The 25,466-nt window shown below is 64.1% G+C and carries 11 protein-coding genes, 1 tRNA gene and 1 pseudogene; 5 read left to right on the top strand and 8 right to left on the bottom strand.

Annotated features, from left to right (window positions below; translation table 11 throughout):
• Positions 1-179: 179 nt before the first annotated feature.
• The gene (locus KBX46_RS31040) at positions 180-554 is read left to right on the top strand and encodes a hypothetical protein (protein WP_210795533.1); all 375 of its coding nucleotides are present in this window, start codon (positions 180-182) and stop codon (positions 552-554) included.
• A gap of 112 nt (positions 555-666) precedes the next feature.
• Here the strand turns inward: KBX46_RS31040 and KBX46_RS31035 are convergent, their stop codons facing one another.
• Complete coding sequence (locus KBX46_RS31035) at positions 667-1,305, bottom strand: hypothetical protein (protein WP_210795531.1); 639 nt, start codon at positions 1,303-1,305, stop codon at positions 667-669.
• 183 nt (positions 1,306-1,488) lie between these two features.
• On the opposite strand from KBX46_RS31035, the gene KBX46_RS31030 reads away from it, so the two are divergent.
• Positions 1,489-2,088 carry a hypothetical protein gene (locus KBX46_RS31030; RefSeq protein ID WP_210795529.1) on the top strand — a complete coding sequence of 200 codons (600 nt, stop codon included), beginning with the start codon at positions 1,489-1,491 and terminating at the stop codon, positions 2,086-2,088.
• Positions 2,089-2,701: 613 nt separating this feature from the next.
• Positions 2,702-3,772: an ISAs1 family transposase gene (locus KBX46_RS31025; RefSeq protein WP_308159749.1), complete on the top strand. Its 1,071-nt coding sequence runs from the start codon at positions 2,702-2,704 to the stop codon at positions 3,770-3,772.
• Between the two features lie 745 nt (positions 3,773-4,517).
• Here KBX46_RS31025 and KBX46_RS31020 read toward each other — a convergent pair.
• The 5 genes from KBX46_RS31020 to KBX46_RS31000 form a co-directional block, all read right to left on the bottom strand.
• The gene (locus KBX46_RS31020) at positions 4,518-5,057 is read right to left on the bottom strand and encodes a DUF1877 family protein (protein WP_308159750.1); all 540 of its coding nucleotides are present in this window, start codon (positions 5,055-5,057) and stop codon (positions 4,518-4,520) included.
• A 67-nt stretch (positions 5,058-5,124) separates the two neighbouring features.
• The gene (locus KBX46_RS31015; protein ID WP_210795524.1) at positions 5,125-11,376 is read right to left on the bottom strand and encodes an RHS repeat-associated core domain-containing protein; all 6,252 of its coding nucleotides are present in this window, start codon (positions 11,374-11,376) and stop codon (positions 5,125-5,127) included.
• A 239-nt stretch (positions 11,377-11,615) separates the two neighbouring features.
• Complete coding sequence (locus KBX46_RS31010) at positions 11,616-15,278, bottom strand: LamG domain-containing protein (RefSeq protein WP_210795522.1); 3,663 nt, start codon at positions 15,276-15,278, stop codon at positions 11,616-11,618.
• Positions 15,278-18,433 (bottom strand): integrin alpha, encoded by a 3,156-nt coding sequence (locus tag KBX46_RS31005; RefSeq protein ID WP_210795521.1) that lies wholly within the window; start codon positions 18,431-18,433, stop codon positions 15,278-15,280. Before KBX46_RS31005 ends, KBX46_RS31010 begins: the two co-directional genes overlap by 1 nt.
• Positions 18,434-19,907: 1,474 nt before the next feature.
• Positions 19,908-20,801 (bottom strand): hypothetical protein, encoded by an 894-nt coding sequence (locus tag KBX46_RS31000; RefSeq protein ID WP_210795519.1) that lies wholly within the window; start codon positions 20,799-20,801, stop codon positions 19,908-19,910.
• 530 nt (positions 20,802-21,331) lie between these two features.
• On the opposite strand from KBX46_RS31000, the gene KBX46_RS30995 reads away from it, so the two are divergent.
• Positions 21,332-21,523 (top strand): hypothetical protein, encoded by a 192-nt coding sequence (locus KBX46_RS30995; protein ID WP_210795517.1) that lies wholly within the window; start codon positions 21,332-21,334, stop codon positions 21,521-21,523.
• Complete coding sequence (locus tag KBX46_RS30990) at positions 21,520-24,387, top strand: hypothetical protein (protein WP_210795515.1); 2,868 nt, start codon at positions 21,520-21,522, stop codon at positions 24,385-24,387. The genes KBX46_RS30995 and KBX46_RS30990 overlap by 4 nt, the downstream gene beginning before the upstream one ends.
• A 285-nt stretch (positions 24,388-24,672) precedes the next feature.
• Here the strand turns inward: KBX46_RS30990 and KBX46_RS30985 are convergent.
• Positions 24,673-25,301, bottom strand: a pseudogene (locus KBX46_RS30985) (IS5 family transposase); the annotation flags it as partial.
• 87 nt (positions 25,302-25,388) lie between these two features.
• Positions 25,389-25,462 (bottom strand) — tRNA-Pro (locus tag KBX46_RS30980).
• Positions 25,463-25,466: the final 4 nt, after the last annotated feature.

Here is a 25,466-nt window from a genome sequence, read left to right as displayed (position 1 = left end):
GGGGCGCACGCCAGATGAGAGCCACACCAACCTGCGGTGGGCAGCCGCGATGAGAGCGACCCCACCGGTCACCTCGACCAAGCCTGGCCGGGCTGCGGTCGTACCACCAGTCAATAGGTAGCCGCGACGAGGGCGGGAGTCTTTCGTTGCAGGGGCTGCGGTGGCCATCATGGTCTCTCATGAGGTTCGAGACGCTCGTCATCGTGGACGTGGTGGGCCGGCCGGCGAGCTACTCGTCGGCAGCCGAGCCTGCGTGGAAGGCCGCGGTCCGCGAGGCATTCACCAGGACTGGCCTGGGTCCGTGGGCGGAGCGCTTCTCTGTTCTCGTCGAGTTTCGTACGCCTGAAGCGCGCAACGCCAACGAGGTGTGGGACCTCGACAACCTGATCAAGCCGACGCTGGATGCGATGGAGGGTGTCTTCGGGCGCCGAGAATGGGCCGGGCCAGCCCAAGCGGCAGACCACCGCGTCGATCATCTCGACGCGACCAAGCGCACCGTTCGGAGCGACGAAGTACCCGGCGCCCGGATCGAGGTTCGGCGCTTGGTTCAGTAACGCGAGGACGCGCACTCAAGTAGCCGCAGGCCGTGCATCATGATCGCAGCCGCGTGGCGAGTGGCGACGCGCGTATCGTGCCGACGAGCGTGCGCAAGGGGACCGGAGGTCTTCAAGCCGGGTTGTCATTGCGGGACGTGTCGAAGACTGATAGCGCTAGCCCGTAGATGCCGGTTGCAGTCACGGTGGCGTCGTCGATCGCGCTCGGGTCGACGCTCCAGCGACCGGCCATCGCCATCACATCGGACTCCGACGGCGTCGTGTCGTACCAGGCTGTCCACTCAACGTCGGACCAGTGTTCGCACCCGGGCTCCATACCGCGGAGACCGACGCCCAGCGCGATTTCGTCGGCTGTCGGGGCACCGACGAACAGAGGCACCTCGCCTCGCTCGCCGTTGAAGCAGTAGGCGCGCAGCAGCTCACCATCAAGGGCTCGAGCCCAGGCATGATAATCCGGGACCCGTTCGTTGGCGAAGAACTGCACTTCACCCAGCTGCTGACTCAGCACCCTGAGCCAATCGGGAAAGAGCGACTCGGTCGCGTCGAAACCCGGCGGCATATGCCGCCGGCCGTGGGCGAAGGTCCAGCCTGGCACCGGTGCAACCACGTACACGCCGTGCTGGTAGGCCCGGTCGGTGCCGGTGGCCCAGTCGAGGACTTCCCGGTCGCGTAGACCAAGGGCATCGGCCACCTCGTCTGGGGTCCGGTTTCGGACAGCCAGCCACGAAGTCTTGTAACTGAATCCGGCCACGCCTCTCATGATCCCAGGAGCCCGTTCGTAGCTGCCCGGAGGATCCGGATCTGCCGCAGGCGGGGTGTCACATTGCGTGAGGGGCGTGTGGTGGGCACCGACGCTCGGCCTTGCAGGTAAGCGGACGTCGAGGGCGCAGTTCAGGCGGGTCAGCGAGCCAGGCTGACTGCTATCGTCCGCCGCGTGAAGAGCGATGACGAGATCCTGGAAATGGTTCGCCAAGACCCGGGTCTCGCCGAACTACTGTGGGAGGTCTGCGAGTTCGACCTCACGCGCGGTGATCACTGCGAGCCTGTCCGGCTGGCGTCCGGGCATGCCCTGGAAGGCATAGCAGGCGACTTCACTGGCGGCACGTTCTTCCTCTGCGGTGAACGCCGCTCGATCCGTCCGGTCCTATATGCCAGCTCAGAAGGGCAGGCCGGCCTTATCGGCCATAGCCTTGCCAACGCCTTGGAGGTCATGATCGGGCTGCCGTCCTGGTGGGACTGCCTGAAGTTTTCCGGCGGCGGGGATCTGGTGACCATGGAGTCCGCCGCGAAGCACCTGGAGCGCGACGAGCTCAGAGACCAGCCCGAGCTTAGTGCTCAGCGGGTCCAACTCGCGACAGCGCTGTCGCTGCACCTGGCGACTGCCCCGTTGCTGCTGGCCCGCTTGCACGACACGGTGGCCATTTCCACAGCTAATTTCCTCCTCACCGTTGAAAATGGCGAGGAGTACGAGTCGCTGTTTGGGCCTTGGCTGCCGAGCCGCAATCCTGCCTGGAGTTCAGAACCCCCGTCCTAGCCAAGCGCCGAACGTCAAGATCAGGTGCGCTGATCTGCCACGATTCGCGCTGTCGTCTTCTGGCGGATGGCGTCACGCTCACGGCGACGCCGCTACCGGCGGCGGCTAGCGTCACGGCGCGGTAGTTGCCGAGGCAGCCGTCGTGGCGAACAAGGAGATTTGAACCCAGAAGAACCTCTTGTCGAGCCTCGTTCAAGGCTTGTCATTGCTTGTCAAAACCCCTTGTTACCGACAGTAACCGAACCAAGCTTGTCATTGCTTGCCGAAATTGGTCGCTGAGCTGCAGAGACACCGCCAGACGCTCATCGCCCCTTGTCACCGTTCGTCAACGATTGGCCGGGGTTTTCGGGGGGTAAACGGGGGACCCACAACCCAGGGCCCCGGCAAAGTCGTGCTGCTGTCCGACTTGAGGCTTATGAAGTAGAAGCGCCAGCGTTTGTGGCAGCAAGACGGGCATGACCAGCTCAGAAGATCATCAAGGTTCCTACGCCACGGTGATCGATCCGAAGTGAGTCATGCCCGCGCTGCCATCATCGCTGATCTCGTCTTTGTCCGTTGCACCGGCTCTGACCGTGTCCGAAACCGCTGGCGGCTGCCCGCAGCACTGGCCGGGGTGCCTGATCCACGGGCTCGCCGTGGTGTGCGGCATCGGTTGTGCGTGGTGGTGACCGCGGTGGTCTGTGCCGTGGTGGCCGGCTACCGCTCGTACTCCGCGATCGCGGAGTGGGTGGCCGACGTCCCGGACGAGACGGCCGAGGCGCTGGGTATCACCGCTGACCGGCGCCCGTCGGAGGCGATGATCCGCCGGTTGCTGCAGGCCCTGGACCCGGATGTGCTGACCACGGCGATCAGCGGTTGGCTCGTCGGCCAGGCCGCGACCAGCGCCTCGGGCAGCCGGCGGGCGATCGCGATCGACGGCAAGACCCTCCGCGGGTCCCGCACCGCCGTCACCGTCGCCGATCACGTGCTGGCCGCCTGTGATCAGGGCACCGGTGTGGTCCTGGCCAGCACCGACGTCGACGGCAAGACCAACGAGATCACCCGCTTCGGGCCGTTGCTCGACCAGATCAGCGACCTGCGCGACACGGTGATCACCGCGGACGCGCTGCACTGTCAGCGCGACCACGTCGCCTACCTCGCCGAACGCGGCGCGCACTGGATCCTGACCGTCAAAGCCAACCAGCCCAATCTGCACGCCCAACTCGCCGGCCTGCCCTGGCGGGCCGTTCCCGACGCCACCCGCCACGATGACCGCGGGCACGGCCGCCGCGAAATCCGCACGTGCAAGATCCTGACGATCTCCACCGGCATCGACCTCCCGCACGCCGCCCAGGCCATCCAGGTCCGCCGACGACGGCGACGCCTCGATGAGCCGAAACGCTTCACCACCGAGACCGTCTACGCCATCACCGACCTGCAAGTCCACCAGGCGAAACCCGACCAACTGGCCGCGTGGATCCGCGGCCACTGGTCCATCGAGAACAAGATCCACTGGGTCCGCGACGTCACCTACGACGAAGACCGCAGCCAGATCCGTACCGGCACCGGACCGCAGGTCATGGCAGCCCTACGCAACGCCGCCATCGGTGCCCTACGCCTCGCCGGCGTCACCAACATCGCCGCCGCCAACCGACATCACGCCCGCGACAGCAGCCGGACACTGGCCCTCCTCGGCATCACCTAACGACTTTGCCGGGACCCTGACCCACAACCCGCAAGGTCCGACCGCCCCTCCGCATCTGCCACGGCGCTCTAGACGCCTCACGGAATGCGCACTGTCATTGCCAGGCGTTCCAGCCGGGACATATCGCCGTTGGCGATGCTGGATCCCATCGGCTTCTCGCTCACCGCCCACCAATGTCCGGCCACCCAAACAAGGCGAATGGTGGGAAGCAGACCTACAGCACCCGCTTTACATCCCTGTCAATCGCATCTGTTAAAGGTGCGGCGTCGTCGGCGGATGGCGGCTGCGCCTCGGGTAAGACCGCGGAGCATGCCGCCGAGGGGCTGCCCATCGGATCATGGCCTCTGACGTGCTCGGGGTAGGTCCCGTAGTCGCGGGCAAGGCGGCGGTGGGCGGTGAGCCGGGGTCAGGCTCCGTCCACGGCCCAGCGACGGGGATGCACGACGAAGGATACTTCTCCGGTCTGCCCATGCACTGCGGAGAAGGCAGCATCGGCTCGATGCTCTCCCAGTCCGCGTCGGGTCAGGTCAGACGGGTAACGCCGCACTTGATCCATGCCTGTCTACCGACTGAGCTGCGGCCAGCGACCGGGCCCACTGTGCGACACAGTCGACCGCCCCACATTACAAACGCGCTCTCGATAGAGTGGTGCCGATGCGGCATCAGGCTATTTGCTGACCTGATGCCGCATCTGCCTCGAATAAGTAGTGCGCATCCGACACTGGTGTTGGATCGCGCGCCGGTTTCAGCCAGCCCAGAAAACGGTACATTGGTTATGGCGGGCGGCCGCATCAAAGAAGGCTACCAAACGGTGGTACCTTTCGCCGACGACCTGCGTAGCATCGTGCACTACCTCGTCAGGGATCGCGATGCGGCCCTGCTCCGACAAAGCGATCGCTTTCAAGTGGTCGGGGGAGCTTGGGTCAAGGTCGACGTGTTGGCCACCCTCGGCCTCGAGCACGGACCGCATATGCGGCGCCAGGAGATCAAAAGACACTCGATTCAGGTGCTCGGCCCCTTGCGCGACTTCGTCAACGTTTAAGTGCCGTGAGCGAATTTCGTCTCCCCATGCCCTGCGCTCGTCCGGAAAGAGCGACCCACCGGTGATGGGATTGATGGGAAAGCCCGCAGCATCCATGAGTGCGGCGAGCCTCCTCCAATCTCGATCCAGGTCCAGGCGGCGCACCGGATCGAAGTCCGCAAGCCGGTCGTACGCATCCGCGACCCTCAAACGACGAATCTCTTCCAACTCGTCTATGCTAAGCCGCGCAAGATCCCCTAGCACGCTCACCGCAAACCCTCAATCACTATCATCGCCGCAATCGGTTTTGGCTTGCCATTATTGCGTCACACTAACCGTCCAGACCCGGAGGCATGGGGCAATATCCGGTGTATCCGAACTCACACAGATATTCATCCCCCTTTTCTGGGTCACTGAAGGCTTCGCCCGCTTTATAGATATCGTACAATTCTCCTACCACGCCGAGAGCTCCCATTCCCCGGCCGGCCCCACCACGGCCTCCGCGAACTCGGGTGTCTCCGACCGGCCCTCGGGGCGCCACCGCGCGAGCCCGCGCAGCGGAAATTGCGGCCGCGTGAGTCTTGCTATGCATCTCGCCGGTGTCGAACCCCGTCGTTGGATTGATAACCCGGGCATTCGGATTTCCGGCCAATCTCTGCCGCATGTCCGCCGCCTGCTTGTCGTCTTTTGCGACGAACACAACGTATTGCGTCTGCCGCTTCGCCCCCGACCCGTCGTCGGTACGCATCTTGTTGACGACCGTCTTTGCACCAAGCTCTTCTTCACCGATTGCTTGAGTGGTGAAGTCATAGGAATCAACACTGACTATCTTGCCATCAATCCACGACACTTTGATCGCGTCAGCAGTCGTTCCCGCAACAGTTACTTCACCGGAGGGTAGCGTCACGGCACCCTTCAGCCTTTGCGCCTCCGCATTGTCATCCTGGAGGATGTACCGGGAACCGGTTCCCGTCTTCGGATCGTAGTATTCACCCGAACGCTGCAAATCTTTGTTGAGAAACTCTACCGCCTTGGTCTCCGACTCATGAACCGTCTTTCCCTTCGGCCGCTGGAAGTGTGGATAGCCATTTTGGTCGACGTAGATGGCGCTGGTGCTGCTAACCTGAGTGAGTGCCTTGTATCCAGTGCCACTATTGGCTCCAGGGACATGGTAGTCATCCCAAGGGACAAGACCGCTGGGATCAGAGGACGTGATTGGACTGTTTCGCGAGTAAGCGTAACCACCGAGATCGCTTGGATTGTTCGGATCGATCAATGGATCGGCGGAGACGAACCTACCGATCGCTGGGTCGTACTCACGGGCACCGAGGTGGGTAAGGCCGGTAGCGTCCTGCACTCCCCCGAGAAACCCGCGCGTGTCCGGCCAGAAAGTCGGAAGTGCGGCTTCTCTTGTAGTGCCGTAAGGCGTGGTTCGTCGCCACGCGATAGCTCCGGTGCTGGTGTTGATAGTACAGGTCGCAGTGTTGTGGTGATCCGTCGCCTGGAAGAAGACACCGCTGCCATTGCGGACAGCGACCGTCCGGCCGGCGAAGTCGTAGTAGCGGATAGCGGTCAAGCTTGCACCGGTTTGGGCAACCTCCATGCCCGGCAGGTACAGGGTGGTGCCGCTCGGGCCCTTGCGGACGATACGGCTGCCGTCCGCGTCATAGATGTAAGTCGTCGCCTGCTCGCCCGCCGGCGCAGTAGCGGCAAGGTGACCCTCAGGGTCCCAAGCCAACACCTGATGAGCTGATTGGCCACCATCAGTGCAGGTGTTCGCTGCTGTGGTGTTGGGTCGGCATTTGGTGTTGCCGGCGGCGTCGTATGCGTACCGATAAGTACGACTTCCGGTCGGGCCGGTCTCCTCGACCTCACTGAGAGCGTGGGGCTGATTCTGCCCTGCCCCTTGCGCTGGGTACGTGTAGTCCCGCTTAATGTCGTCAGCCCCCGCAACGGAGTGAAGAGTCTCGGTGTCGCGGTTGCCAGCTGCGTCGAACGTCCAGGAGTGATGGTAAGGCGCAGGGCCTCCGACGCCGGTCTGTGAGGCGCCCTCGGCACAGGTTTTGGTCGTGCTGTCGGTCGACCATGCCTCCGAGAGACGTTGCAAGTGGTCGTAGGCGAAGCATTGGACATCGCGGGTGCCGCCAGTGGGGGCGTCCGAGATGGACTTCACGTTACCCGCCGGGTCGTATTGGTAGTTCGCGTTCATGTCACCGCTGGACACGCCCTGCCGATCCACCTTGGAGGTGCTCAACCGGCCGGTTCCGCGCTCGTAGTCGTAGGTCAGCCAGGCTTTCTTACCGGTGCCGCCTGTGTAGAGTTCCGCCTGCAGAAGCTGGCCCGTGTTGCCGTACGACGTTGCTGTGACATAGCTGCTGGAACCTGTCAAGGTCGTGGGTCGGAGGAGGTCGTCGTAGGTCGTAGCCACAGCCTCCGCTGCCATGATGGATCCAACCGCGGGCATTCCCGTAGACTGCAGGGTGCCATCGGTATTGTAGGCGGTCAAGAAGTCGTATGACTTGCCGAGCTGGGTACCTACGCCGCCGGAGGGGAAGCTGTAGCGGGTCTTGGTAGGCCGATACAATTGGTCGCGGCTTTGGATGATGGTGAAGTAGTTCTGGCCGCCGGCGATGCGTTGGCTGTAGTACAGCTGTCCCTTGTTGCCGGTGCTGTCGTAGAACCAGGCGGCCTGCTTGGTCCCGGTGGCGGCGTCACCGTTCCACACCTCTAGTTTGCGGCCGATGGCGTCGTAGACGTAGGACAACTTGTTGCCGCGGCTGTCAGTCGTGGCCTTGAGCTGGCCCAGCGCGTCATATTCGTAGGTACTGTCCCCGGCGTCGGGGTCTTCGACGAGCGACTGCAGGTTCCGTTGGTTGTAGTGGTGGCGCCACACGTTGCCGGCCGGGTCAGTGACGGTCTCCAGCGATCCGGCCGGGGTATAGGTGTACCGGGTGACGTCGGCCGGACCTGTGGGGCTGTCACCTCGGTACTGGTGCAGCTCGCTGGTCCGTCCGCGGCCGTTCACGACTACGGTTGTGGGGATGCCGCCCTCAGGCGGATCGATGTGGGTGCGGTCACCCTGGTAGGCGGTGGTGGTCTCCCAGCGGGCGTCACCGGCGACGGAGAAGATGCCCTTGATGGGCCGGTCAGCGCCGTCGTAGATCGTGGTCGTTTGGCCGTTGACGGCGCCTTCGGCGGTTATGATCGGCGTGTCGCCGGCTGCGCCAACGGCGAGATAGGGATCGTTGTTCTTGTAGGCTTGGCCGGTGCCGTTGTAGTAGGTATCGGTCAGCAGCCACCCGCCGCCGGGTCCGGGCGCTTGGGTCTGGCGCAGTCGCAGTAGTCCGTCGAGCAGTTCATGACTGGCACGGTAGCCGCCGTCGTTGGCCAGCCGCTCGGTAGTGACCACGGTGGTCTTGTCGTTGCGGATTCGGTAACCAAATTTGAGGTTTGGACTGGCGCCTTGGTTCTTGTCGCGGTCGGGCAGCCATGCTGCTGTCATGCGGCCGAAAGCGTCGTAGGTCAGTTCGGTCCGCTTGTCATTCGCGTCGAGCATCTGGGTTGGGACCGCGAAGGCTGGGTCGAGGGTCACCGTCGAGGTGTGTAGCAGGGGGTTGATGGTCTTGATTTGCGTCGTGATGCCATCGGTGTCGATGTATTCGGTCGAGGTGACGTAGCCGAGAGCGTTTTTGGCCGTGCGGGGACGCGAGTAGGCGTCCAGGGCGGTCGTCTCGGACGTATTCAAGTAGATGATCTTGCTGCCATCGAGCCGGTCGAGGTCTTCGGTCTTGGTGGGAGTGCCTTTCGTTGGCGCAACGTTCCATGCCTGGCTGTCGTAGCTTGTGCGAGTGTCGGCAATGAGTTGGCTGGCGAGGTCCGGGGCGGGCTCGGCGCAGCTGACCGACACCGTTTGGACGCGCGACACGTATGTGTACATGTGCTTGTTGGGATTATCGACGTAGTACGTGCGAATGCACTTGTCATCGGAGTTCTTGCCCGTGCCGATTTCACCAAGATCGTCGACCTCGATGATGCGTCCGCGGTTATCCCATTTGGTAGCTAGTTTTGTCTCTAGCCAGCGGTCGCCGCCTTGGGGATCGTCGGCCAGGGCGGTCAACTTGCGCGCCGTTGCCGCTCCCACCATGGCGGCATTCTGCTCGCCCCAGCTTTCGCTCTGGGTGTGGGTGATAAGCCGCCAAGGTTCGCTGATGGCCTTTGAGACGATTTCGCTGCCGTTGTAACTTATTGACTCATATTCGTGGCCCGCCAATTCGTTATGATCGGTGAAGGATTTGCCGGTGGAGTCGGTGACAAGGACGGTGGGCGTGGTGTCGTCAGAGCGCTTCCCGCCACTCATGCCCTGCATGAAGAAATGGTCCGTTCGGGTGGGCATAGCCTGCCCGTCCCCGGTCCGGACGATGACCCGCTCGTAGCCGCGCCAGTCCGACCAGGTCAGGTCCTCGGTCTTGCTGATACCGTTCGGTTCGGCCTTACGCCAAGTGGCGCCTCCGAGGTATTCGTAGGAAACGGCCATGTCGTCGTTTCCGCCGACCAGGTCGTCGGTGATGACGCTTTCTACCACATATTTGTGGAACCAGTCGGTGGCCTCGGCTTCGTCCCCACCGCCCAACGGGTTCCAGATCACCGGGAAGCATCGCCGTGTCGACTCACCCGGACGAGGGAGGTTGTCTTTGTTGCAGTTCGACGCCTTGTAGTTGATCGTGATCTGCGCGCCACTATCCGTCTTCACCGTGGCAAGGCGATAGCGGATCAGGGGACCGAGGTTGTCGTTGGCCTGGACGATGCGGTTGTCCATCTGCATGCCATCGAATTCGGTCACCGGCATGGTGACGTCGCTGCCGCCTCGATGGCCAGTGTGGGTGAGCCGCTTCAGCCAGAGGGTGCGGGAGTTGTCGTCGTTGAGCTTGAAATCGTGATCGAGGCCCCACGATTCGACGGGGGCCCAAGTGGCGCCCTGGCGGATCTGCGTTTGGATCCTGGTCAGGCGCCTGCGAGTGAAGAAGGTTGGTGACCGCTGGGCGTCGGTGCAGTGGGTACCCGGAGCGCAGATGCGGTCCTGGGGTACGTCCGGCCACGACGCCGCGGTGTCTTCGTTCAGATCTGCGGGGTCGCAGTCCACTCCGTTGCCCGGGAGACAGCGTTCGGCGGTGGTGAAGACCACACGGGCAGGGGCGTTGGTGTTGTAAACCTGCTGGTCTTGCTGACCGTAGTCGATGCGGGCCAAGTTGCCGCCGCGGTCGTACGGGGTGCCGTTGACGTCGGTGCGGCCGCCACGGGCGTAGAGGTTGGACTCACGATTGTAGAAGTAGGAGACGACGTTGCCGCGAGGATCGATGACGTAGTCAAGGTTCCACCGCCACGCTTGGTCGCAGGAGGAGTCGGCGAAGCTGCTGGCTTTGTTGCACGGTTCGCCGGAATCATCGCCGTAGACGGGCAGTGACCATGCCGAATTGGTCTCTTCTTTGTTCGCGCTCCAGTTAGGCAGTCGGTTCAATCCGAAGAAGTGCTGGGTACCGTCGGTTGTGGTGAGCTTCCAATACTCGCCGTTATCATCCGAGTTGGTCGTACCAGTTAGGCGTTCGATCTTAGAGCCGTCGTCGTTGGACAGCTTCCACGTGTTGTCGTCGATCTTGACGAGGTTGCCCGAGCGCCCCGACAGCATGATGGTGCCGTTGTAGAGCGCCCAGCATTGATCACCTGAGGTCTTGTGGCCGTCGTCGGCGCAGGGCTTATACCGTCGCTCGATGTAGCCTGGCTCGTACCCGAACCCCTCGCCCATCCAGGAGCCTTGATTGTTGGTCGCCGACGTACGACCGTCGACCGTCTGTGACGAATAGCTGAGCCCGACCTCGGGGCTGAACCCGTTAGCGGTCGCGGGCAGGCGAACCGGGTAGTTCCAACTAAAGCCGCCGGTGGATAGAACCGTCTTCCATGACGATGAGGGAGCCAGCTTGGTGGCCGTGTAGTCGCCCTGCACGGAGGACGTGCCTGCGGTGATTGCCAATACTGCGCTGCCCGACACAGGTACCTTAGCCGTGATCGAACGAGCGGTGGGGTCGTTGACAGACGCCAACTGCGTGGACTGCCGGCATTCGGCTCGCTCTGGATTTGTGAGTGCGCAGGCCGGCAGTGACAACAGTCGCAGTCGGGCGCCCCAGTCGCCGCCGACGGCGTGCGCGAAGCTGCCGTATCCGACGGAGACACTCACGGTTCCCCCGGCTCGTGCACCCGGATTCATATCAATCATCCGTAGGAGCGGCCCGTCGATACCCATCCGCTTGGACGTGGTTCGCTCGTACACCTGCACCCGCATCCGCCGCGGCGTCTGTGCCGCCCGCGCCGGTTGCCCACCACTCGCGCGGTCGACCACGGTGATTGGCAGGCCACCGACCTTGGTGGGCGAGGCAGGTGCCGTCGCTCCTGCGTCGAGCTCAGCTACGGCCGGCACTGGCCAGGTCACCGTGTCGGCCCGCGTCATGATCCGGTCGGCAGTGGGGTCTGACTTGGGTGTCTCCGCCTTCAACACCCTGCCCGTCGCGGCCGGCGATTCCGGTCTCAACACGGGCTTGCCAGGGTCCGCCGAGGCGGACGCCGGAAATTGGACTTGGGTAAGCGTCGCTCCCAGGAATGCGGCTAGCGCGATAGCAAGTAGTCGACGTGCGCGAGGGTGCGCTGACCGCGGATGGGGATTCTGTCGAGAGAGCATGATGCCGTTACCACCACTGAAGACGAAGGGATGGAAGGTCTGGCTAGGGATCGGTCGGCGCCCTAAGTGAGGGCGCCGACCGATGGATGGGTGCGTCAGAGGTCGGATTGGGCGGTCGTGCTGGCCAGACGTATAACGGTGGTTGGGTCGAGGACTCCGCTGTAGACGCGGACCTCGTCAATGAGGCCAGAGAAGTAGCCGCCGTAGACTGGACTTTGTTGGCTGCCATCGAGGAGCGCCCGGCCAACCTGCACCCCGTTGTCCGGGCCGTTCCAGGTGCCGACATTGGTGCCTTGGGCGCTGAGTGCGAGCTCGCCGTCGACGTAGAGGAACACGTCGTCGGTGAAGGCGTTGTACGTGACCACCAGGTGCTGCCCATCCGTGTCATCCGGGTCGGGCAGGTGGACGTCGTCAACTAGCACGGTGCCGGAGCCGTTAACCGCGTCGTTGTCAAGAAGGTTCAACTGCCAGCGCATCTGCCCGTTGACCGTCACGCACCGCAATAGGAAGCGGCTCACCTTCGCGCCCGGCTGGGACAGCACCACCTGATCACCGGCGCACGAGGCGGCGAGCTTCGCTCGAACGGCGACGGAAAAGCTGCGGGTTTGCCCCACCAGCGCGGTGGGCGACGCCGCGTACGCGGATACGCCGTCGAGCACCATGTGTCCCGCGCCCACTAGCGCCGGTTCGGCGAAGATGTCCTCCGGGTCGGGCACCATCAGTGATGCGCCGTTGTAGAGGGTGAGGCTGCGGTTCGAATCGGGCTCGGCGCTATCGTTGACTGTCTCCGGGCTGACGGTCACGTTTGGGTTGTCGTCTGGGACGTCGCCGCCGTCCAGCGACCAGTACACCTGCCGCTGCAGACGGGGGGCTGCCAACGCCTTGATTTCGGCGCCGCCCAACATCCGGTCGTAGACAGCGACATCGGCGAGTCCACCACGCCAGGCCCAGGTGAAGCCGGCTCGCTCAGTCCGTCGGCCCAACTGGACGTTGCCGTGCGACGCCCATTGGCCCGTCGCGGCCGCGGTCGCTGACAGGTTCCCGTTCACGTACAGAGAGACGGTGTCTTTTACCGGGTCGAAGAGCCCAACCAGGTGGGTCCACCCCGTTGATGGGGTGACCTGCTGAGTGCTGGTCACCTCCCAAACGCCTAAGCCCTGCACGTCGGTGGTTGGAATTCCGAATCGCCAATGGCTTCCGTTCGGTTCGTAGCCGAGGTAAAAGCCTGGCTGGCCGGTCCCGTCCTGCGAGACGGCCGCCTGCGGACGGGTGAGATCATCCGCCTTGACCCACGCAGAGACTGCGAACTCCTTTGATGTGTCCAGCAGCCCCGTAGTGGACGTCGCCAGCCATCCCTCGGCATTGCCGTCAAGCTGGACCGCGGGGTGGGCACCGCCACCCGGGCCCGGTTGTGCGAACGTCACGCCGCGGCCGGCGGTGGCCGGGTTGATCCCGCGCTCATCGGCGGCCTCGGTGGTGCCTGCCGCGTCGGCGAGGTTCCACTGCCCGGCGGCAGGACCGCTGGCGATGTTGAAGTGGCAGATGGAGGTGTCACTCTCCTTGCCGGCAGCGTCGACCGCGATGACCGTCACGAAGTGCGGCGCCTCAGTAAGGGGCATCCAAGTCAGACTGACCGGGCCGCCGAGCGTTGTCGGGTTCAGCGTGTTCGTCGGTAGCGGGTCGATGTCGAAGCCGTACTTGTACGAGACCACGTCGGTGGCCGCGGAGTCGAAGGTGAACCCTCCATATCGGCCGAGGCCGTCGAGCCACTCGCCGCTCTCCACGCACCCCGGACCGGTGTCCGTCGCCTCGGACGGCAGGAACTCGACTGAATCGATGTCCGGGCCGGCGGGCTTCGACTTGTCCAGTTTGAAGCCGCAGGTGGGGCTCTTGCCGCTCCAAGAGCTGCCGTCGTAGGCCTCGACGTACCAGGAGACGACGACCTGCTCGGGTAAGTTCGGCACTCCCGTCGTCGCGTCCGCGAGGTTGTAATCGAACGTCGATTTGTTTGCCTTCGCCAGGGACGTCCACGACTTCGTCTGAAGAGTGCCGCCGATCGGCGTCCAGGTGACCGTGAACTTGGCGTTAAGAGGCTCGGCGTCACCGCTGTCGGGGTCCGCCAGGTACGCCGACAGCTTTGGCACGCTGGAGACGTACCAGGAGATGGAGGGCGTGCCGGTCTTGCAGGCACCGCCGGGGTTCGTCGACAGATTGGTGGGCGCGGCGGGTGCTCGGTTGTACGTTACCGACAGGACGGCGTTGCCGCAGAAGCGCTTGACGTAGTGGTAGTCCGACTCGCTGTCCGCCTTCAGACCGAAGGTGGCAGTTGGCCAGTTACCGGAAGCTGCAGCCTGCGCCGCCTGCGTAGCGGTGAAGGTCACGTTTTGGTTGGTAGACGTGCACGATCCCTGTGTCACGGTAGGGCTGCGAGTGTCTTGCTTGGTAGCACCTGTCCAGGAGGAACCGCCGGGTTGATTGCTCCAGTTGGTCGCCGAAGATATCGCGCCGGTGCGGTACAGCGACACGTTACGGGCGGTGCTGTCGTAGGCATGAATCATCGTGATCTTAAAGGTGGCACTGGAGACGATGATCCGGTCGTCCTGGTACGGCGTCGGCAGGGTGAAGAACAGCCGCTTCACTTTCGAACTATTACAGATACTTCCATCAGTCGGACATAGACCGAGCCGTTGGTCACCGGAGAATTTCCAGTACTCCTCGTTCGGGTAGCCGGAGTCGACCATCGTCCAGGATGTGTTCGAGGTGGGACTGGTGTACGGGTCAATGTAGAGCGGGAACCGTGCCTGCGGGTCGGCCAGCAGCGCGGGGTCTGGGTTGAGCCGCAAAACGGATCCGATGACCTGCACGCCTAGCTCGGCCCGGCGGGCAGTCTCCGGCGCCGACCGGGAGGCATCGAAGTCGCCGCTGTCAGCGGCTGCTTCACCGGGATCGCCGGCGTCCCACATCGTCGGTGTCGGCGCCTCGAAGACCGGCTGACCCGAGCCGATATCGGCCGCGGTGAGGCGTCCATCCTGGCTAGCGCTGAAACGCAGGTTCGTTCCGGACAGCCCGTACGACAAGGTCTTCACCCGAGGTAGGGCAGCCGCCCCAGGCGTCTTCACCACGAGGACGTGACTGAAGCTGGTGGCGGAAACGTGGACCACTAGGTCCACGTCGGGCAACACGTCGTGATAGATGGCGGAGGCACCGGACAGCGTGGGGCGCGGCAAATCCCCTGGCCATGACAGGTTCATGACCCGCCCTGCACGGGAAATAGTGGCCAGCGGAACGCCCCTGCCTCCGCCGGAGAAGCGCATCGCCGTCACGGCGGCCTTCGGTCCGACACTGCCGTCGTTCTGACGGACCAGCGTGACGTCAATAGGCACCCACTTGCCGCCTTGCCGTGTTCGGAAGGGCTGAGCGTGGGAATCGTGCGTGAACGAGCCATCCGGATTGGCGTAGGTGACCTCGCGCTCGGCTGCCGCCGAACGCACCTCGATCGGCTTGCCCGCTTTCTGGGCCTCGATGCGCGCCTGCGACTCGGTCCACGGAGCTGCGGGGCTTGACTCGCCCGAAGGCCCCAATGCCTGCAGCTGGGTGTCGTGGCTGTCGACGTCGAGCCACATCGCCGTGGTAACCAACGCTACCGCCAACGCCAGCACGCCGAGTCGTGTCCGCGAGCGACGTAACCCAGCATTTTCCTGACCCGTTCCCACCCGATCGCCTTTCCAAGGTTCCCTGCGAAGGTCTTCCATGGCCATCACCCGACCTGCTCGCCGAAGGCGACGGCGCCGGCCGGCGCTCCGTTCATGCCCGGCTGCCAAGTCCGCGCCGGAGCAGCGCTACCTGCCGCCAGAGCTGACCAGGGCAGCGTCCAGACAGCACGGTTGGCGTATGGGGAGGACACGTACAACGCGCTCGCGGAGCCGCCGCCGCCGAAGCCGAGCAGCTCGCGCTTACCCGGGCTGCCAGGAAGCTTTCCGGCCGCCCGCTCGATCAGAGTGTCGGCAGTGGGGCTGGCAGTACCAGCGGCGAAGACGTGAACGTTGCCGGCGTCGATGACCGCACCGTAGTCCTCGCCCGGAGCGCCGACGGCAATTAAGAGTGTCTGGGCAGTTGGTGCGACTAGCGGATTCGTATTGACGAGGCTAGTTTTTTCGCCGAAAAGGTCCCCAGGTTCGTTGGTGTCAGCGATGAAGGCAGTGTTTTGATCGATTGCTGCCAGCTGCGAGATGGTCGTGCCTGATACCCGGAACTGGTGCACCAAGCCAACATCGGACCCACCGACGGCGTCCTCGCCGGGCACGCCGACGGCCAAGATCGAGTCCCCAGTCGGCCAGTAGGAGGCCATCGCGACAGACTTCCCGAAGGTGTCGCCGGATTCCATGGCGTCGCTGACGCCGCTGCTGTCCTGGTCCACGCAACCCACGACCCCTGGCAAGTTAGAGGTCAGGATGTGGGTAAAGACGCAGACCCGTCCGGAGAACACGCCGGCCGTTCCAGCGCTGCCCCTCTGGCCGGGGTACGCCACCGCGAAGTGGTACGGGGTGGCCGCGAGTGCCCAGCCGCCGCGATCGTCCTGCTCCGCTCCTCCGCCGATGTTGCCGATCGAGCTCTGGTCGAATGCGATCTTGATGCTGCCACGCAGGTAGGTCACGGTGCCAGCGTCGAGCTTGCCGCTGACGTCGTCCCCAGGCGCGCCGACGACGAGGAAGGGCTCACCTGCCGCGGTCCGGCCGCTGGCGAGGGAGAAGCCGAACAGATCCTCCTTCATGGAGGTGCCCGGTACACCGTTCACCCCCTGGGTCCACATGATCGCCGTAGCGGTGGGGCTCTTGCCCAGGCCGGCCGGCGAGCCAAATAAAAGTTGCACCTCGCCCGCGTCGATGGCTGTCCCGTTGTCCTCGTATGGGGACCCGACCGCTATGTCGGCGCAGCCATCGAGATTGGCGTCGTATACCGACAACGTATGTCCAAATTGGTCACCGGCCTCCGAGGTGCCGGGAACCTCAGCCGCATCCTGCGTGACGGTGGTGGCGGTGCCGCTCACACCGTCGAGAACGTAAAGCGCCCCAGCAGAGGCCTGGCCATTGACCGTCGCCTGCGGGTCACCGACAACAACGTCCTTTGCGCCGTCACCATTGACGTCGCCGTCAACGCTCTTGCTGCAGCCTGCTACCGGCGGCGCCATTATGATCACTGTGAACTCGCAGAACGACGACCAGGCGCCGTTCAGCAGTCCGTCGTTACCTCGGACACGCCATTGGTAGCTGCTGCCTTCGGCGAATGTGCCCGTAGGTACCGTCGTCGTGAACGTCGAACCGGTGGAGGCAAGTGCCGTGACGGCTGAGCCGATCTTCGTGGTGCCGCCTACGGCCCACCACTCGAACTCTGCCTTGACCGTTCCACCGTCGGGATCACCGATCACCGAGGAAAGCTGGGGCGTGACGACGTTCATCGTCGGGCGGCTGGCGCCAGTGACGCAGCTCGTGGCCGGAACCGTCGACCGGCTACCGACTGTCGGGTAAGAGTTGTAGTTCACCACCGCGTATGGCACCTGCCCCGCGTCGGTGGCGTTGCGGGAACGGAACTGCTTGAAGGCGTTGCCATCAGTCTCGTCAGTGGCGCGCAGCCCCATGTCCGCACGGGTATCGCCGACGGCGGCAGCACGCTGGAAGAAGCTTGTCCCAGAGATGGACACCCACGCGTCAGCGCAGGTGGAGTCGAATCCCTTGGTTGTCGTACTGGTGGCCTCGCGGTTGTTCCAGGCCGGCTGGTTTGACCAGAGGATGCCGTCGGCGATGGGGCCGGTAGTCCACAGCTCCCAACTTTTGGCGGCGCAGGTGTTCGACCACCAGCTCCAGAAATTCACTGTCGCCGAGGTTACCTGTGTGCCGACCAGTGCGGTCGTGTCCCATCGGGCCAGCGTCCGGGTGATTTCGCCGGAGAGAAGACCGAGTTCGTAGTCTTTCGCACCGCCGTTTTCGGTGAGGTCACCCTCCATGACGTAGGTATCGAAGGTGGTGCTGACCGGGTTGATTTGCGGGTCGATGGTCACTGGCCACTCTGTCGCCGGGTCTCGCATCCAGTCCAGGTCAGGGGTAAGACGCAGTTGAAGCGACTCTTCGCTATCAGTTCTGGTTAGAGAACGCAGCTCAGGTGTCTCCACCACCGTCTTCCTGGTCGGCTCGTGGGTACCCGGGTCCCGCGCGGCGTCCCACATCTCTGGTGCCGGGGAGCGGGCTACGATTCGGCCTGCCTTATCGAGAATCTGTGTGTTGCCAAAGGCATCCCGGCTGAGGGCTGACGCATTCGGCCCACCAACCGCGAAGCTCACTTCGCCTACTCGCTCTGCTGCTGCCGGGCTCTTGACCACGAGGAAGGTCTCCACGCCGCCACGAGTGACGTCGACCTCGAGATCGACCCCAGGAATGGCCTCGCGGTAGGTAGCGCGGCTACCGTCGAGCACCGGTTCCGGGAGCGCGCCGGTCCAACCGAGCGAGACCCGGTTCCCCCCAGTTCCCACGCTCACCAACTCGTGCGATCCGGTTGGCTTCGCGCCGGACAGCCAGATCTCGTTGGCGTCAGCCACAGTCCGGACAGAATCGTCGGACGGGTCTTTAACGAGCGTTAGGTCCACCGGCACCCACCCGCCGTCACGCCGCACTCGGACGGGCCCCGCACTCAGCACGGCCTCGAATCCGCCCTCTGGCAGCGCCCAAACCTCGGTGGTCTCCGAAGTCAGCTCATCGACGCGGACTCTTGTGGCGGAGCTACGCGCGAGGTCGGAAGCCTGTTCTCGTCCCAACACCGCGCGGCCGTCGTCAAGTTCAGCCACCGGCATCATCGAGTCCAATGTTGACGGCGAACCGAAAATAGCGACGCAGCCCGCCACCACCATGGTCGTGAGCAGCATGAACCTGCTAATAGCTCGACGCTGTGGCTTCTGGCCGCCGCTCGGATCACTGCCATAGAGGCAATCACCATCGGACACTCTGATGTCCCCCGTCATCCCAAGATCCGTATTGACCTGGCAGACGGTAAGCCAACGTGAGGAGCTGCGGAAGATGCGCGGTGTACGCCGCCCCGAGGCCGCTGAAGGCGAGAGATCCGCCTAGAGCCTCCGACCACCAGCCCACGCCGCACGAAGTGCAGAGATCACTCGCCGTTACGACCACGATCTGAGCTTTCTGCATGACCAAGAGTAGTAGATGTGGCGCATGTCACAAGAGAGTCTCGTTTTGGGTAACAGACCCCTTACGCCCGCTAACCAGGACAATCGTGTCCGACCTGGGGACGTGCCACGTCGGCGATTCCACAGACGGTCGACCGATCGGCTGCAGGGTGACGTCCCGACCCGGGGTGGTGCAGTGCGGATGCGCCCTTGCTACAGTCGCCTCCTCAAGTGACGATCGCCCCATCGGCGGCGGCGAGCCGCTGTAGGACCTCGAGGGGCCGATGCTTGCCTACCCAGGCCGCCCGCCCGGCGTGCGGCACGAAGCCCCGTCCAACTGCGCCACAGTGGACACCGCGCCACAGTCGCCGACGTCGCCCCGCTTGCCTCGGCGCCGATACCCAAGCCCTCCCCGGTCGAGTGCAGCAGCCCTCAGGCATTGGACGCACCGGCCGGTCATCGCACCAGCTCCGAACGCCCCGAAGCTTCCACACCGGAACAAACCGGTGCAGTTCAGCGCATAGATTCGCTCACCAGTAGGCCGCACAACCAGCACAGTCCCGGTTCAGGGCCAGGCGCTGCCGGGAGCGAGGAAATTCGAACCCACGACAGCGTCTTGTCGAGCCTCGTTCAAGGCTTGTCATTGCTTGTCAAAACCCCTTGTTACCGACAGTAGTCGAACCAAGCTTGTCATTGCCTGCCGAAAGTGGTCGCTGAGCTGCTGAGACACCGCCATTCGCTCGTCGCTCCTTGTCACTCTTCGTCAACGGTTGGGCGGGGTTTTCGGGGGGTAAACGGGGGTCCCTCACAGAATCCCGCCAGGTCTGACCGCCCCCGCTAGCCCTGCCACCGCGCCGCGGCCCGCCTCATGGCATGCGTACTGACGAACCTCTGGCAGCCCTTCCTCAGCCAGTACAACCGTCAACGGCGACCGGCCACGACCAGTCCATGTCCCACGGCTCCTCCCCGGGGCTGGTGGCAACAATCATGATCGAAGTGCACGAGGAGGCGGCCTCACACAAGGGACACGCGGACAGACTGCTCCAGCGGTAGTTGACCTGGTGCCCGGGACTACCGTGTGGCACGCCCCAACTGCCGATACCCTTCCCGCGCAACTGCACGGCCGATCGGGGCGACACCATCGAACAGGCCGAGACAACAGGCCCCGGCTGGTTGACGTCGCGGGCCAGCCGGGTCACGATCTCCGAGGAGTGCTTCAGGCCCAGAAGAGGATGTCGCCGAGATTCTGCTGATCACTGAAGGGCTGGCGGGCTGGGCTTGAAGCACCATCGAGGCTCGTGGTGTACCAGCCAGTGGAGTCGTTGATCGCCACCCGTTTTCTGTCGGGCGCGGGCAGGACCGTCGGTCGGGAAGCCTTACTCGCCGGGGCCACCTGCTTGACCGTCACCGTGCCCGCAGGCACGTCGACCGTAGCCAGAGCGACGCTGCCGTAGTACTGGCGCGAAACGTCGCGGGAAGAAGTGCACAAGAACGCAGCCTTGTCGGCCTGCGTCTTGCAGTCGTACCAGAAGTCGCCCCCGAGTACATCACCGCCCGGCATGACCCCGGTAACCACGAGATCGGTGACCGTGCCGCCGCGGACGTAAACCCGCACATCAGACTTGCTCAAGCCGGCGATACGGAACTTCTTCTCCTGTCGAACGCTTCCCGCGCCCTCATCCCTCGGAGCCGTATCCGGCTGGGCCGGATCGACGGACACCACCCGGCCAGGCTCAGTCACCGTGGCGCCGACCGTGGCTCGGATCCAGCCATCCTCGCCGAAAGTCGGGGAATCGAAGCACTGCTTAGCCTCACCGAACGCCTGCGGCGGCTTCCACCGTCCCGACGGGACATAGGTACCACCGGTCAGCGTCGCCACATACAGCTCGCAATCGTTGGTATAGGTCAGGCGATGCATCGTCGCGTCGAACGCCTCCCGGCGGTTGACGCCGGCTTCCCCCGGTGCCGCCGCAGTAGCGAGCAGACTGCCCGTGGTGACGTCATACACCAGCAAGCCCTTGGTGCGAGCGGAGAAGTTGTCCTTCGAGATCACGATCCCCGACGGCAGACCGACCTGACCCGTCGGCTCGATCACACCGTCGTCACCCACCGGAGCACTACCGCTCGAGGGCTGCACAGACGAGCCTCCACCGCACCCGCTCAACAGCACCGCAACAGCACACACCACCGCGACCCGCCGCACGACATCCTCCCCAGGTCCGAGGCCGGGGCGACGACCCCGCGCAGCAGCAACCCTAAGCCACGCAGCTACACCCTGTAGCCCCCTCACTCCTTACACGTCAACCTGTCGGGCAAAGGGCCAGTAGTCGTGCCCCAGCCGACCAAGATCGCCGGACACGGAGACAGGGCTGTTAGATCCACAGCCCCATCGGTGTAGGGCTGACCCACGCAGCTCACTATCAGGGACGGGCAGGCCGTTGGTCGAGAGCGGTGTGACGGTGGCTGGCGCCGACGGTGCAGATTGTGGCGGCTAGCGGGCTCCTACGCCTGGCATCGAACTGAAAGACTGCTGTTTGGGCCACATACATCTGGGGGTGCGTCTTGAGCCCTGCCGTGAAGCGAGGTATAGCCGCCGGTATGACTGTCGTAGCTGCTGCAGCGGTCAACATCGCTACAGGCATGCTGACGCAGCATTGGGCCACGGCCTGGTGGGCGGCGCTCGGCGTAATTCTGGTTGGCAGCGTGATCGCCCAGGTGTACCTGACTGTTGCCGGCTCTAGGCCCGCTGAGCCGAACTCGATCTCCATCACCGGCGATGTGAGTGGAATCGTCAACACCGGCGATGGAGTCTCCATCGTCCAGAACCGGTGAGCTGGCGGCGTCCCCGGCAGGGGGTAGACGGCATAACGACTGTCGGCGGTGACGTCAGTGGAATCGTCAACACCGGCGATAACGCCATGGTCGTCAAGGTCGATGCGCCGCGACGGCCGACCCGAGTCCTCCCTCACGAGCAGATGATTCGCGGCCTACACGGCAGGCGCACCTACTTGCTTGATGAGGAGTTGCCGTTCGTCGGGCCCGGCCCCGACCACGAGGCGGACCCAGTGAGGCTGCTTGCCCGCCTGTCTGGCCCGGAACCTCGCGGAGTGCTCGTCACTGGTGCCGCAGGTGCGGGGAAGACCCGCACCTGTTTCGAGGTCGCAGCGAGGGCCGCCGCCGCGGGTTGGCAGGTACTGCATGTCATGGCCAGCCCAGTGGTGATTGTGGAGGATCTTGCTGAGGACGCTCTCGGTTCCAGCGATCGCCGAGTCCTGCTGGTCCTTGACTACCTAGACGCATGTCCGCAGCTCGACCTGCGCGCATTAGCCGACGAGTTCCTCTCGAAGGCCAAGCGGTCCGGGACTCACGTGGCGTGCCTTGCCTCCGCACGTCCCGGTTCCCTGCAAGGACTGAACCAGCGCGGAGTCAGCTGGCTCTTCGACCAAGTCGTCCTCCGCGATGATCAAATGTACCGTTCGGTCGTCGCCGATCACATCGTCCACGCGATCGCGCCGAAAGCGGTCCTGCACTGGGGTGAGTCCGCCATGGCCTCAACCTGTGGACAGCGTCCGATCATCGCCCTGCTCATCGCGCGGGCGATTGAGCAACGTCTCGCTGGCGGACGCCCACCACACGACACTCTCACGCCACGCGCGCCTGAGCTGCGTCCGTGGCTGCAGGATGCGCTCCGGCGCGACCTGCTCGCCGGCGCAGGCACTGCCGGGCGAGGACCACTGGACATGCGGGCGCCCACAGTGCAGGAGCTGGCATGCGCGGTCGCGATATCCGCCTGTCCTCAGCCACGTGAGGCTGTCGAGACTGCGGTCGAGGCGTTCCTGACAACGGGCGATCCGTCGCCGTATACCGGTCGGCACGCTGTCGAGGCACTCTTGTCGCTGGGCTGGCTGGACGATGTCGAGGGGCACCTTGTGCCAGTGCACGACACCGTAACCGACGAGCTTCTCCTGCAATCAGTTCTTCCTCCCCCGGGACGCAGCATTCACGAGCCATCGGCAGAGATGCTCTTCGCGGCGGTCAGCGGACAGAGCGGCTCCTTCGCGCTGTTCACCGACCACCTTCGACGGATCATGGCGGACCTGTCAGTTCCGGGTCGACATCGCGAGGCCGAGGCCCTGGAACGCTTCTGCCGAGCGTGGATCTTTCGGCACCGAGACCGGCTGGGTCAGATGCTTTCCACCTCGGAGAAGAACGGTGAACGCGCACTGCTGACCATGGTTCTCGATCATCCTTGGCGCACGGCACTTCGGCAGTCGTGGGCGCAGATCGGCAACCCGTGGCTCTTGCGGGCGGAGTCGGGTCTGCAGGCCACGCCGTTCCTAGCCGCCGCTCTCCGCTCGGATGGAGCACCGCACGTCATCGTCACCGAAGCGTTGTCTTGGCTATCGCGGCGCTCCGGCCAGACCGACGCCGATCACGTGATCCGGGCTCTACTCACCCGAACTGACCTGACAGATCCGCAGAAACAACTCCTCCTAGACCACGCGACGACGTGGGTCCGCGACCATCCAGGCTGGCCGGCCGCACCCGAGATTCTCAGCGGTCTCCTCATGCGTGATGCCACCCCGTCCGAACGGCTGGAGGTGGCACGTTGCGCACTGGCCTGGCTCACACCGCGCCGAAGCTCCGAAGCAAACAAGGTGCTGCGTCGGCTGCTGGCGTGCACGAGCTTGCCTCAATTGATCTACGAAAAGGCCATTGACAGGGCCTTCGACTGGGTCAGAGCCAATTACGAGAATAGCGCACCATTCCTCACCACACTTCTACAGAGTCATACCCTCACGGAGCAGCAGCGGAAGGCCGCCCGCCAGGCAGGAATCCAGTGGCTCGACCAGAATCCGTCCGAGCCAAACCGAATCCCTTTGATTGAAGCTCTACTCGCTGGTGAGGACATCGAGGAGTCATTAGACGCCCTGTGGTCCCATGTGAGCAGCTTGCCTGAGTCAGACGCCGATCCCATGATCATTCACCGGCTCCTTGAGAACCACTCCATCCGCGGCGAACGAGCTCGGCTGATTACTGAGAAAGCCTTCCGGTGGCTGGACGGTGCACAAGATCGCAACCTCAGGCGTTTGGTTCTCACATCGATCATGGGCCGGGAAGACCTTAGCCCTGTTCATTTGGACCGACTGGCCGACGAGGCCATGACCCTCGTCGACGAGGCTCTACACCCCAAGTTCCTCACGGTAATGCTGAACAGGGGTTCCTTCATGAACGGCGAGCAGAGCCGCCGCATCATTGCGCTGGCGCTCGCCCACTGCCGTGCTCACGTAGGGCTAAAGCAAAAGCGCTTCCTCGTCAACGCCCTGCTCCGCCGTCGTGACCTGACCGCCAAAGACAGCCGTGAAGTCATCGCTGTCGCGCTGAACCTCCTAGAGGCCGATAACGGACTGAAGGCAGGCGGACTCCTCACCTCCCTCCTCGAGCGAGACGACCTGACGCCCACCGAACTCGACGGGACCGTCGCTCGTGCTCTGCGCTGGCTGGAAGAGAAGGTGCATCTTTCGTCGATGCGCCGGTATTTCCTTCTCCGCGAGCTTCTTTGCCGGCCTGACCTGCCCTCGTCAGCCGTCGCAGCCTGCGAACGCCACGGCCGCGACTGGCTCGCCATGGCGGCGCCCACTGACGAACGGGCCGAGGTGATTCGTGCTCTAATCCCGTACCAAAGCAGGGCTTGACTGTTCCACGCTGCGCCTCCCGGGCGGTTGCACGGCGACCGGACACCGCAGGATCAAGGCCCAGTGGGAGGCAGAGTCCGCCTTGCTGACGGCATACGCCTGGCCGCTGAGGTCACGTCCACGTGATTGGCGTAAGCGTGTGTTTGAGAAGTTTTCAGTTTGTCGTCGGCTCGCCTTCATGACTATCAGCTTCGATGCGGCGAGTGTGGCCGAGTGTCTCGGCCGCGGCAGCACCCCTCGGACCTAACCGACGCGCAGTGGGCGCTAGGGCGTGTCTTCAAAGGCTCACAACCATTGGAGTAGCGCGGCGATAGTGACTGTGGCCTGGAACGAGGTCGCGGTCTTGTCGTAGCGGGTCGCCACGCTGCGGCACTGCTTGAGCCGGTTGAAGCACCGTTCGACGACGTTGCGCCGTTTGTAGAGCTGCTTGTCGAACGCCGGTGGTCGGCCGCCACGGCTGCCGCGTCGGTAGCGGTTGGCCTGCTGGTCGGCGCGCTCAGGGATCGTGTGTCCGACGCCGCGCCGGCGCAGGTCAGCCCGGATGGCCTTGGAGCTGTAGCCCTTGTCGGCGATGACATGGTCGGGCCGGACCCGAGGTCGGCCGGGTCCGGCCCGCTCGACCCGGATCGCTGCCATGACGTGCGTGAAGCGGCTGCAGTCGTTGACGTTGCCGCCGGTAAGCACGAACGCCAGGGTCCGACCCAGGCCGTCGCAGGCGAGGTGAATCTTGGTGGTCAGTCCACCTCGACTTCGACCGAGGGCGTGATCTTGTGGTTCGTCCGATTCGCAGGCCCCCCTTTAGCGCCCGCAGCGTGCTGGTGGGCACGCACGATCGTGAAGTCCACCGACACCAGCCAGTCAATGTCCCCGGCAGCGTCCGCGTCGGCCTGGACCCCGGCCAGCATCCGCTCGAACGGGGGGTTTTCGGGGGGCGGTTCAAAACCCCATAGACAAACTTAAAGCCCCGACCAGCGTTTCCGCTGGCCAGGGCTTTTTGTTTGTCGGGACGGCCGGATTCGAACCGACGACCCCTTGACCCCCAGTCAAGTGCGCTACCAAGCTGCGCCACGTCCCGCCCT

Origin of the sequence: Micromonospora sp. C81, assembly GCF_018070425.1 — a bacterium.
In the GTDB taxonomy this organism is placed as follows: domain Bacteria; phylum Actinomycetota; class Actinomycetes; order Mycobacteriales; family Micromonosporaceae; genus Micromonospora; species Micromonospora zamorensis.
The sequence above is the reverse complement of the archived record's forward strand: the minus strand, read 5'-3'. Positions and strand labels throughout refer to the sequence as shown.

Bases quoted from the DNA above. Each gene is read 5' to 3' on its own strand.
- KBX46_RS31040 (WP_210795533.1), top strand. From the start codon at position 180: ATGAGGTTCGAGACGCTCGTCATCGTGGACGTGGTGGGCCGGCCGGCG.
- KBX46_RS31005 (WP_210795521.1), bottom strand. From the start codon at position 18,433: ATGCTGCTCACGACCATGGTGGTGGCGGGCTGCGTCGCTATTTTCGGT.
- KBX46_RS30995 (WP_210795517.1), top strand. From the start codon at position 21,332: ATGCTGACGCAGCATTGGGCCACGGCCTGGTGGGCGGCGCTCGGCGTA.
- KBX46_RS31010 (WP_210795522.1), bottom strand. From the start codon at position 15,278: ATGGCCATGGAAGACCTTCGCAGGGAACCTTGGAAAGGCGATCGGGTG.